This is a genomic window from Pararcticibacter amylolyticus (assembly GCF_003130405.1).
GTDB lineage: Bacteria > Bacteroidota > Bacteroidia > Sphingobacteriales > Sphingobacteriaceae > Arcticibacter > Arcticibacter amylolyticus.
Genome location: NZ_QEAS01000007.1, coordinates 63489 through 70642 on the forward strand (window position 1 = coordinate 63489; position 7154 = coordinate 70642).

The 7154-nt window shown below is 45.6% G+C and carries 6 protein-coding genes; 5 read left to right on the forward strand and 1 reads right to left on the reverse strand.

All coding sequences use genetic code 11. The annotated features are described in order from the left end of the window. Positions 1-143 precede the first annotated feature (143 nt). Positions 144-2618: an ABC transporter permease gene (locus DDR33_RS09675; RefSeq protein WP_109415579.1), complete on the forward strand. Its 2475-nt coding sequence runs from the start codon at positions 144-146 to the stop codon at positions 2616-2618. Positions 2619-2622: 4 nt separating this feature from the next. Here DDR33_RS09675 and DDR33_RS09680 read toward each other — a convergent pair whose 3' ends face one another. After that, a complete protein-coding gene (locus DDR33_RS09680) occupies positions 2623-3654 on the reverse strand; it encodes an NADP-dependent oxidoreductase (RefSeq protein ID WP_202913703.1) in 1032 nt (343 codons plus the stop codon). 125 nt (positions 3655-3779) lie between these two features. Here DDR33_RS09680 and DDR33_RS09685 point away from each other — a divergent pair, with 125 nt between their 5' ends. The 4 genes from DDR33_RS09685 (at position 3780) to DDR33_RS09700 (ending at position 7149) form a co-directional block, all read left to right on the forward strand. Continuing rightward, a complete protein-coding gene (locus tag DDR33_RS09685; protein WP_109415580.1) occupies positions 3780-4142 on the forward strand; it encodes a winged helix-turn-helix transcriptional regulator in 363 nt (120 codons plus the stop codon). A gap of 129 nt (positions 4143-4271) precedes the next feature. Beyond that, positions 4272-5525: a putative DNA modification/repair radical SAM protein gene (locus DDR33_RS09690; RefSeq protein ID WP_109415581.1), complete on the forward strand. Its 1254-nt coding sequence runs from the start codon at positions 4272-4274 to the stop codon at positions 5523-5525. Next, positions 5525-6295 (forward strand): TIGR03915 family putative DNA repair protein, encoded by a 771-nt coding sequence (locus DDR33_RS09695; RefSeq protein ID WP_109415582.1) that lies wholly within the window; start codon positions 5525-5527, stop codon positions 6293-6295. Before DDR33_RS09690 ends, DDR33_RS09695 begins: the two co-directional genes overlap by 1 nt. Before the next feature lie 206 nt (positions 6296-6501). Then, positions 6502-7149 (forward strand): phosphatase PAP2-related protein, encoded by a 648-nt coding sequence (locus DDR33_RS09700; RefSeq protein WP_109415583.1) that lies wholly within the window; start codon positions 6502-6504, stop codon positions 7147-7149. Positions 7150-7154 lie beyond the last annotated feature (5 nt).

Genomic DNA, 7154 nt, shown 5'->3' on the forward strand with positions numbered 1-7154 from the left:
TTAATTTATAAAACTGCACTATTTCCGCACATCAAATGCCCATTTATGAACAATAGTGTGTTGTTTTATTGGTAACTCGTTGTAGGTAAGGTTGTTGGCGGATTGGCATATTTTTTATTGTACGTATTAAAAACAACCCTGATATGACCGCGAACCATCTGAAAGTAGCTCTGCGGCACTTTAAACGGCATAAGGTGTTCACATTGATTAATATAGCCGGACTATCGATTGGTATCAGCGCTTCCCTGATCATTTTTCTAATCGTTAAATATGATTTTAGCTTTGACAGGTTTTACCCCGAGGGCGATAAGATCTACCGGGTTGTTACAAATTTTGATTTTTCGGGCGAAAAAGTATACAATATGGGTGTCACTGCCCCCTTACCAGATGTCATCCGTAAAGAGGTAACCGGCATTGAGAAAACTGCCGCATTTTTTACATTGTATGAAATGAATGTGAAGGTGCCGGCCGCTGCTGAAGTTAAGGGGAATGAGTTTAAGCGACAAGGAAACATTGTTCTGGCGGATGCCGATTATTTTGATGTCTTTAAATATGAATGGCTTGCCGGTTCGGCCAGTAGTGCATTGACTGAACCTAATAAGGTAGTTCTCACCTCAGAGAAGGCGAGGCTCTATTTTCCTGGGCTCTCTCCGGCCGCAGTTATCGGAAAGATGATTACCTACGAAGATTCGCTAACCATGCAGGTTACCGGCGTAGTAGCCTCTTTTACTCAGAATACAGATTTTAAATTCGGCGATTTTATTTCCCGCAGCACTCTTGAAAGAAAAGCGATAGCAGATAATCTCGGCTTGAACCTTACCAACTGGGGCGGCACCTCATCCTCTTCACAATGCTTGGTAAAGCTCTCACCCGGTACGGACCCGAACACGGTTGAAAAGGCAATCACTTCATTAGCAGAAAAACACAATCCTCCCCAGCCGGAAGACAAAGGCAATAGTCGTGCTTTTGGCTTACAACCGTTGAGTGACATTCATTTCAATCCGATATACGGAAACTTTCAGGGCGGCCATATTGCCAATAAAAACACGCTCTACAGCTTATCGATTATTGGGGCGTTCCTTCTATTCCTTGGCTGCATCAACTTTATCAACCTGAATACGGCACAATCGACCCAGCGGGCTAAAGAGATCAGCATCCGCAAAACAATAGGAAGCACACGAACACAGCTGATCGTACAGCTTCTGACGGAAACGTTTATAATAACTGTAATCGCAGTCATCATTTCCGTTGGTATATCTCCCATCTTGCTGAATCTTTTTTCTGACTTTATATCTGCAGAGATCAGGCTTGATCTGATTCAAGCTTCCGGAATAGTAATCTTCCTTCTTATCTTGACTGTAGTGGTAAGCCTTTTGTCAGGGTTTTACCCCTCTATGGTATTGTCAGCCTATAAGCCTGTCGTGGCGTTGAAAAATCAGGCAGCCAGTAAAGGCAATACCCGAAATACATTATTGCGTAAATCGCTGATCATAAGTCAGTTTGTTATTGCCCAGTTCTTTATCATCGCGACTGTCGTAGTAGTGAAGCAGACCCGCTATGCCCTTAATAAAGATCTTGGATTTAAGAAAGATGCTATTGTTTTCGTTACTACCCCGTGGAAAAATAACACGGAAAGCAAGAAGCGGTTATTCGCCGACAAGCTCAGTAAGATCCCACAGATAAACTTGGTAAGCCGCGGCGGTGAACCACCTTCATCTTACCAAACCAGCTCTACTGACGCCGAATTCTTCGATGGTAAACGGAATATTAAACTGCAACTATACCTTAAATTTGCAGATCCTGATTATATCAAATTATACGGTATCAAAATGCAGGCCGGGCGTGACATCAGACCGTCGGACTCGTCGAGTGCATTTGTGATAAACGAAACCTATGCCAGGCTCATTGGCTTTAAAAATCCTTCTGATGCCGTTGGGAAATATATAGAGAATTTTAATGGCGACAAGCGAATGCAGGTGGTAGGCGTATTCGCTGATTTTCGGCAAGAATCATTGCACAGCCCGGTTAAGCCAATGGCAGTCATTACATCTGATGAGGCATGGAATAGCGGCATATTCCATATCGCACTTAAGCCACAGACGCCGGGTGGTGATGAATGGAAAACTGCCCTGGGCAGCATCGGAAAAGCATGGAAGGAAAGCTATCCAGATGATGATTTCAATTACCATTTTTATGATGAATATATTGCTAAGTTTTACGATAGCGAGCAACGCACCTCTCGCCTGCTGGCATGGACGTCCGGTTTATCCATCCTGATCAGCTGTCTTGGATTGCTGGGCCTGGCTATCTATACAACCAGCCTGCGCACTAAAGAAGTTGGCATCCGTAAGGTTCTCGGAGCTACGGTTGTGCAAGTTGTCACGCTCCTTTCCCTTGAAATGATCGCCCTGATCCTGCTGTCCTTTGTCATCGTTGTCCCTCTGGCATGGTGGGCCATGAATAGCTGGATGCAAGGCTTTGCAGACCGCACCACAATTAGCTGGTGGATCTTCGTATTAAGCGGCGGAGGTATGCTGTTTACCGCATTGCTCACTTTGAGCTCGCAAACTATTCGAATAGCGCTTAGTAATCCGGTTAAGAGCTTACGTACGGAGTAAGCGCTCAGGCAAGAGTGAGCACGATCTTTCCCTGTATGTTCCCCTTTGCAGCCCGCTCATGTGCCTTACGGGTATCGGCGAGTGGAAACGTGCTGTCAATGCCGACGCGAATAGCGCCGTCATTGAGCAGGCGGGCAAGTTCCTCCAGTTGAGCGCCGCTGGAGCGTACCTGCGTAGCCGAGACCGTAACGCCCAACTTTTCAGCCTCCTCGCTGCCGGAGAAGCCTAAGGGAAATATGGGGAACAACGCACCTCCCCGCTTAAGTGTACGCAGAAAACGGCCGGTAGTGGGGCCACCAACACAATCGACGACAAGATCTATGTCATGCACAACATTCTCAGGATGTGTTTGGGTATAGTCGATAAATTCATCAACCCCAAGGTTACGCAGAAACGCTTCATGCTTACCTGAAGCTACAGCGATAACATACGCGCCCTTCCATTTTGCCAGTTGTACAGCAAAGTGACCCACGCCGCCCGCAGCGCCGTTGATCAGCACCGTTTTTTCCGCAAGTGGTACCGGTTCATGTTTGTTCGGCTGAAGGGGATTTTGAACGTTGTGGCCTACCTCGATCAGGAACTGCCAGGCGGTAAGCAGCGACATCGGTGCCGCTGCTGCACGCACGTGATCGATGCCAGTTGGCTTGAAGGCAAGCTCTGACGCTGGCACGGTGACAAATTCGGCGTAGGCCTGGCTCTGTCCATAACTGGGAAAACGAACCATGGAATACACTTCATCGCCTGCCGCGAAATCCTTTACATCATCGGCAACCGCCTCAACAACGCCAGAAATGTCTGTCCCCAGGATTACCGGGAAAGGCACCTTTGGCTGCCACTCGGGAGGCAGGGTCTTGTAGCCGTCGCGCAGGTACCAATCAGGGGGATTGAGACCGACCGCGTGAACCCGAACACGTACCTCACCTGGCTTCAGCTCTGGAATCGGAGCATCCTCATAACGCAATACCTCCGGTCCACCAAATTCGTACTGCCGGACCGCCTTCATTGCTGCTGTTTTATCTTTTGGTTTTAAGTCCATTTTTTTATTTACTAAGCGACAAAACTAAACCGTTTGTTTACTTTTGGCAAGTATGTACTTATTTGTATGTTACCTACCAATAAGTATCTAATGTTGATTATCAGTTATTTATAATTGAGTAAAAAATGAAAAAGAAGTCAGAAATTCCGGAATGTATCCAGAAGTGCGGCGTTGAATATGCCTTTAAGCGTATTGGCGGAAAATATAAAGGACGCATACTCTGGCATCTCGGCCTGCAAAAAGTATTACGTTATGGCGAGTTGAGCAGGACACTCCCTGATATTACTACCAAAATGCTTACTCAAACTTTAAGGGAACTGGAAGACGATAAACTGATCATCCGGAAGATGTACCATGAAGTGCCTCCGAAGGTGGAATATTCCTTAAGCGACACGGGATGGGAATTAATGCCCTTTATTGAGCATTTACACAACTGGGGTAAGAAACAGTTGGAAACAGAATCGGTGGGACCTGCAGCAGGCTCCTGAAGGTTAATCTTTCACGCGTTCTACGGTTGCCTGTAAATCCTCCGGATCTTCTTTTTTCAAAAACGACATGTAGACCTTTTTGCTAATACTAATTGTTTTTGTGCTAAAAATATTAGTATTTTTAGCACTATGTCTGAACGCATACTGGAAAAGCTAAAAATTCTGGCCGACGCAGCCAAGTACGATGTCTCCTGTGCTTCAAGCGGGAGTAACCGGAAGAATAACAATAAAGGATTAGGCAACACAGGTCACGGGATATGCCATACTTATACCTCTAACGGGCGATGCGTGTCGCTTTTAAAGATCCTGCTTACTAACTTCTGTATTTATGACTGCGCTTATTGTGTCAGCAGAAAGAGCAACGACATAGAAAGGGCGGCGTTTACGGTGGAAGAGGTGGTGGATCTTACCATAAATTTTTACCGTCGGAATTACATAGAGGGGTTGTTTTTAAGTTCAGGTATTTTCAGGGATGCAGACTATACCATGGAGCGTCTTGTGAGGATTGCGAAATTACTCAGAACAGAGCACCGGTTTAACGGATATATTCACCTGAAGTCTATTCCCGGCGCCAGTGACGAGCTCATGTATGAAGCCGGGCTTTATGCAGACCGGCTTAGTGTGAACATTGAGATTCCTACAGACAGGGGGCTAAAACTTTTAGCGCCGGAAAAGGACCGGAAGGATATGATCCGGCCAATGAACTATGTTAAGGAGGGAATTATCCAAAATACAGAAGAGAAGAAAATATTTGCCAGAACACCTTCCTTCGTTCCCGCAGGACAAAGTACTCAGATGATAATAGGAGCTTCCGGAGAAACGGACTGCGATATTATGCAGTCGGCCAGCCGGCTATACAGGGAGTTTAATTTGAAAAGGGTGTATTATTCAGGGTATATTCCTGTAAGCAATGATAATCGTCTTCCTGCCATTGGAAGTGCAGTTCCCCTGCTGAGAGAAAACCGTTTGTACCAGGCCGATTGGCTCACCCGCTTTTATGGGTTTAAGGTGGGAGAGTTGCTCAATCCTTCTGCGCCTAACCTGGATGCCGACATTGATCCCAAGTTAAGCTGGGCATTAAGAAATCCCGCTAAATTTCCGGTAGACATTAACCGGGCTGATCTTCACCATATCTTGAGAGTACCGGGTATCGGTCTCATTTCAGCCAAAAAAATCATCGCAGCCAGGCGTTTTCAAAAGCTGGACTGGGAACATCTGAAGAAGCTTGGAGTGGCGGTCAACCGTGCCCGGTATTTTGTAATTTGCCGGAGCCGGGAGTTCGAGCGCCGTAACCTTTCAGCGATGCAGATAAAGCAGTTTATACTTTCAGGTTCTCAAAGCAAGTATTTGAAAGATAATCCTTCTCAACTCTCTCTCTTCTGATGATGTCTTTAGTCTACGACGGATCGTGGGGGGGACTGCTCACCTGCATTTTCGAAACATATGAGAGAAAGCTTCAGGCTGTTTCTGTTGTCAGGAAGCAATTATACTGCCCCGGCTTCTTTAATGATTGTATCACAGTGCAGGCTGACGACAGAAAAGCAGGCAGGGTGTTAAAAGGACTGCGATGTAATTTATCTCCGGCAGGATTTCTCGGGTTTTATGCGTGCTACCTGTCCGAACTGCCGCAAATGGAGGAGTGGCTGCTCGCCTATACCAAACTTGTTTTTTCTTTGAAAAATGCTGAATGCGCTTTCGGAAATGATACTGTTCTGAAAGTATCCCAAACGGCCAGGATGGTTTTCCGGGAAAGTCACCGGATGAAAGGCTTTGTCAGGTTCGCTCTTACCAGAGACAATATCTTCTACTCTGAAGTGGAACCTGATTTTAATGTGCTTCCTTTGATATCCGGCCACTTTAAGCAACGTTTTACTGATCAGCAATGGCTCATTTACGATAAAAAAAGAAAATATGGGATTTACTATAACCTGGAAGAAGTAACGGAGGTCCAGTTTGAGCCGCCATCCCGGGTTCCCGCGGAACATAGCGGACAAATATTTGCTGAGCCGGAAATGCAGTATCAGAAACTCTGGAAAGAATATTTTGTCAGCACAGATATTGAATCGAGAAAGAATACCCGGTTGCAGCTCCGCCATATGCCCCGGAGATACTGGAAGTATTTAATCGAGACACGGGACCAGGCACCTGAGTAAGCTTTGAAGCCATGTTGCTGCAAAATTCTAACGCCTTTGCAGAGAGCAACCATGTGGGCTGGCTGGACGGTTATCATGATGAATTAGATATCAGAACCGGAACGGATTTTCCGGTCGGGCGCTTTTGCTGACAATTTCAAAATACTCATTATATTTGCGGGGCTTTACATAAAATTAACCCATTCTTTATGTGAAGTTTAAGTTTGATGAGTAATAAAAAGACTAGGCTGGCAAGCTTATCACTTGCCGGCAGGTGGGTGCTGACATGGCAGTCCCCCTTATTTAAACAAAAGCTGTTAATGGCTGTGGCTGTGCTTTTATGCCTTACGCCTGTATTCCCCATGTTCTATCAATACATTGAAAGGAGGGAGGGATACTTTTATAACGATATTTTATTAAATATAATTCCTGCAATAGACGTCTCTATCCCGATTTTTGTGATCACCTGGGGAATGGCGCTATTTGCCCTTACACGGGTGGTGCAAAATCCTTCGTTGCTCTTAGGCCTTCTCTACGGTGTCATCATTGTGAATATATCGAGGTTTATCTCTATATCCATGGTCCCGCTCAATCCGCCACATGGCCTGATTGATATCTGGGACCCGATAACTGACCTGTTCTATGGAGAGACTTATGTTACAAAAGATCTTTTCTACTCAGGTCATACCGCTAATCAGTTCCTATTCTTTCTCGTTCTTCAGAAAAAGACTGATAAGTACCTCGCATTAACCACCACCATTCTGATGGGCATTCTGGTAATGGTTCAACATGTTCATTATACCATTGATGTGATTTTTGCCCCGCCGCTCACATATCTGTGTTATCTGCTGGCAAGGAGAATGGCGAAGCTTTAGGAGTA